This is a genomic window from Robertkochia sediminum (assembly GCF_016786255.1).
GTDB lineage: Bacteria > Bacteroidota > Bacteroidia > Flavobacteriales > Flavobacteriaceae > Robertkochia > Robertkochia sediminum.
The window spans coordinates 1-3,725 of the sequence record NZ_JADMKT010000066.1; the positions used below are offsets into that span (position 1 = coordinate 1).

General features: G+C 35.1%; 4 protein-coding genes. 1 reads left to right on the forward strand and 3 read right to left on the reverse strand.

Annotated elements, in window-relative coordinates:
- The first annotated feature begins 194 nt into the window (after positions 1 to 194).
- Positions 195 to 1,160 carry an IS110 family RNA-guided transposase gene (locus IS446_RS02930; protein WP_203058425.1) on the forward strand — a complete coding sequence of 322 codons (966 nt, stop codon included), beginning with the start codon at positions 195 to 197 and terminating at the stop codon, positions 1,158 to 1,160.
- Between the two features lie 40 nt (positions 1,161 to 1,200).
- Here the strand turns inward: IS446_RS02930 and IS446_RS02935 are convergent, their stop codons facing one another.
- The 3 genes from IS446_RS02935 to IS446_RS02945 all read right to left on the reverse strand — a co-directional run.
- Positions 1,201 to 1,704: a hypothetical protein gene (locus IS446_RS02935; protein WP_203058433.1), complete on the reverse strand. Its 504-nt coding sequence runs from the start codon at positions 1,702 to 1,704 to the stop codon at positions 1,201 to 1,203.
- 176 nt (positions 1,705 to 1,880) lie between these two features.
- Positions 1,881 to 2,885: an ankyrin repeat domain-containing protein gene (locus IS446_RS02940; protein WP_203058435.1), complete on the reverse strand. Its 1,005-nt coding sequence runs from the start codon at positions 2,883 to 2,885 to the stop codon at positions 1,881 to 1,883.
- A 154-nt stretch (positions 2,886 to 3,039) separates the two neighbouring features.
- Positions 3,040 to 3,725: hypothetical protein (locus IS446_RS02945; RefSeq protein WP_235996380.1), on the reverse strand; the 686-nt coding region annotated here is incomplete at its 5' end.

Sequence of the window (3,725 nt, forward strand, 5' to 3'; positions counted from 1 at the left end):
TAATTTTTAAAGATCAATCAGAAAGAACAAAAGAGTGGATTAAGGTCAATATAGCCAGTGAATGTTTTCAATTCGTCAACATTGATGATCCCCACTCTTTTCTACTGCTATTTCGTTCAGTTCTATGAGACGTCCAGATCTCGATTCTAAGTTGTTGAAACTCCAGTAGCCTGTTCTTTCCTCATTCAGTTCTTATGACTAAAAATACTAAAATCTACGGAGTAGACATCAGTAAAGATGTATTCGATGTAATGGATGAACAAGGGGTTCATCAAAAATTTTCTAATGACCCTTCCGGCTTTAAATCCTTTTTAAAAACCCTGGATAAGGATGGGCTGGTGGTGATGGAAGCTACAGGGTATTATCATTATCGACTCGCTCAGTTTCTTTACCGAAAGAACGTTGCTGTATCAGTGGTAAATCCTCTTCAGGTGAAGCGTTTTATTCAGATGAAGTTGTCTAAAGTAAAAACAGATAAGAGCGATGCCAGGGCTATTTGTGAATATGCCCAAAAGAATCAAGTACCTCTTTACAATGCACTTAATGAAACACAGGCAGAGTGCCTGCAGCTCTTTCGCTTATTGGATAGTTACCTGAAAAAACGAACAGCCATAAAAAACAAGCTTCATGGCGAAGAAGCTTTGGGAAGACCTTCAAAAGTAGTTTACCACTCTCTGAACCGCACGCTAAAGCATTTAAACAAGGAAATCGAGATGTTGGAGTCACGTTTGCTGGAGTTGGTCAAGAAGGAGCAGCAACAGCAATTAACAAACCTGAAAAGCATTCCCGGAATGGGGACTAAAACAGCCTTGTTTCTTATCATCATCACCGATGGTTTTACCAAGTTTGAAAACGCTTCACAGCTATGCAGTTATGTGGGGATCACCCCTACCATTAGGGTGTCAGGCAAAAGTGTTCGCGGCAAAAGCAGGATCAGTAAAAGAGGAAACCAGAAACTCCGCAACCTGGTGTTCTTATGCGCCTTCTCGGCCTGTAAACACAATAAAGCCTGTAAGGAACTCTATGACCGGATAGTCGACAAAGGAAAAAGTAAAAAACTGGCCCTGATTGCTGTAGCTAATAAACTGCTGAAGCAAGCCTTCGCAGTGGCTACATCAGGGATACCATATGATGAAAATTACCGGTCGAAATTAGCTTGAAAAGGGGTTGGATTTTAACTCAGTTCTTTGTTAGCACACGTTATATTTTGTATTTCTTTCTGAATTTATTCGCACTTACAGCAGTTTTAATGCAATATCCCATTACACCTATGATAATTATTTTTATTAGAATACCATTTACGATAGTTCTAGGATCAAAAAGAAATTGAATCGAATAAATAAGTAATAAAATACTTAGTGGGATGGATGTGAATAGAATTGGATTTTTCCTTATCCTGAAAGCGGAAACCAAGAAAATTGGAATTATTATGAAGTAATCAATTATACCAATAATCCCGTAAGGATTATTAAAATAGGTGAGGACCATTCCTAAAGTGTACAAACCAGATAAAACAAAAAGAATGTTTTGTGTTTTCTTGATTAGGCTGTCAGAATCATCAATAACACCTTTATCCGAAATGAATTTTCCTATGTGTATCGATTTTTCCTTTTCAGTACCATTAAAAGGGAACAGGCAAATAGTGCATTCTAAAGTATTACTGGCATTTTCATTTTTACAAGCAGGGCAGGAAACGGTGTTCATATGATTTTGGTTTGGTTTTGGTTCATAATGTGTGCTAACGGTGTGGCTATGGCTCGTGGCGGGCGGGTTGTTTGTTGCGTCCGATGGAAACGAATAGCCTGGTTGAGTTCATGATTTTTTTTTCTTTTATAGAAGTACTACACTAGCCATGAGATATAGCCGATGTTAGGCACTGGTTATTTTATAAGTTCTCGCATTTTCTGTTTATCATACTCATTTTGAAGTTTATCAATAGGTCTTAAATTATTTTTATCCTTCATATCTGGATTAGCCCCATTCTCTAACAATAGCTCAACTATTTGCATATTATTCCGGGAACAAGCATAATGTAGAGGTGAATATCTTCCAAAATCTGTTTGTGCATTGATATTTGCATTTTTTGTGATAAGATATTCTACAATATCGATTTTCCCACTTGCAACTGCCCTCATTAAAGGGGTGAAATTTAAATGATTTGATTTATCAATGTCAGCGCCATTCTCAACTAATAATTTAACCATTTCCAATGATGCGTCTTTAGAGGAGCATGCATAACCTAATATTGTATGTTCCTTTATATTCTTTTGCTCGTTAACATTTGCACCATATTCAATTAATAGCTTTGCGACGTCAACATGATTTTTTAAAGCTGCCCATCCCAGAGGGGAAATCCCTTTATCATCGGAACATTCATCAGTAACATCAAGACGGACTTTGTTATCCAATAGTATTTTTAAACACTTTTGAGAATTATTTCTAACTGCTGTGTAGATAACATTTTCACAGTCATCATATTTTTTATTTAAGTCAAAAGATTTAAGCTCAATGATTCTCTTTAATATTCTGTCAGAATCATATTCAAGAGCAACGTACAAAACATCAAATTGAGGATGAATAAATTCATCCGTTAGAGCTGAAATTTCAGCTCCATTTTTTAATAAATAGTCAAATTTAGATTTATGATTTATTTGAGCGGCATAGAAGAGTGGTGTGAATAGATGATTTACTGTATCCTTGGCGTTTACAAGAGCATTGTCTTTTTCGATAAGTTTTTTTAAATCTGATAGGCTGCAATTTAATACCGTTTGGAAGATGGTGGAGCATTGATTTTTTAAAGTTTCCTTTTCTTCATCTACATTTCTTGAAGATTTACAGCTGAAAACAAATATTAGTAATGATATGGTTAAAAATGTCACTCTCATTTTAACTTGTGCCTAACGGCAGGGCTATGCCTCGTGGCGGTCGGGTTGTTTGATGCGTCCGATGGAAGCGAATAGCCTGGTTGAGTTCATGAATATTTTTTTCTTTTTTAGAAGTACTACACTAGCCATGAGATATAGCCGATGTTGCCCACAGTTATTTTTTCAATGCTTGTTCAAGTCGTTTTTTTGCATCGAGGGGGCTTAAATTTATTTTAATCATTTCTGTAGCAATTAATTCTGCTGTAATGCCGCTTCCATAAATATCTCCCGTTTTTGTTTTTCTATAAAGTTCTATTAGCTCAGTATTACTTTTTAAACCTGCTAAAATCTTTTGAGCTAATTCAGGACTAATATTATAATCCGTTTTTAATTGAGATAGATAGGATTCTGAATAATAAGTAAACCCGAATTTATTGTTTAAAAACTGAATGTCAAATGGAATTACAGAAAGCGAATCAAGAGTATAGGTTTTAGCTTCATTAATGAATTTTAGTTTCCCTTGTTCAAGCTTTTCAAACCCTATTAATTTATAACGATCTGCTGGAATTGGGTTTGTTGTTAGGGGAATTGAATCAATTCGCTCTATTGCTAGAATCTCTTTAGATCCAATTCTTTTGCTCTTTAGAACTTTAAAAATTCTCCTGTATTTCTGGGCACATTTAAAATTTGAATTGCATTTAAATTCAAAGATTGTATCATTACTTTTTTTAATGCCATAGAGTTCGGTTCCATTTACAAAGTAATATTTGTCATCTAGTAAGTTTTGACAGAAAACCGAATTTATTATAAATACGAATAATACAGTTAGTAGAAGTTTTTTCATAATTGTGGGCAACGGCA

Bases quoted from the DNA above. Each gene is read 5' to 3' on its own strand.
- IS446_RS02930 (WP_203058425.1), top strand. From the start codon at position 195: ATGACTAAAAATACTAAAATCTACGGAGTAGACATCAGTAAAGATGTA.
- IS446_RS02935 (WP_203058433.1), bottom strand. From the start codon at position 1,704: ATGAACACCGTTTCCTGCCCTGCTTGTAAAAATGAAAATGCCAGTAAT.
- IS446_RS02940 (WP_203058435.1), bottom strand. From the start codon at position 2,885: ATGAGAGTGACATTTTTAACCATATCATTACTAATATTTGTTTTCAGC.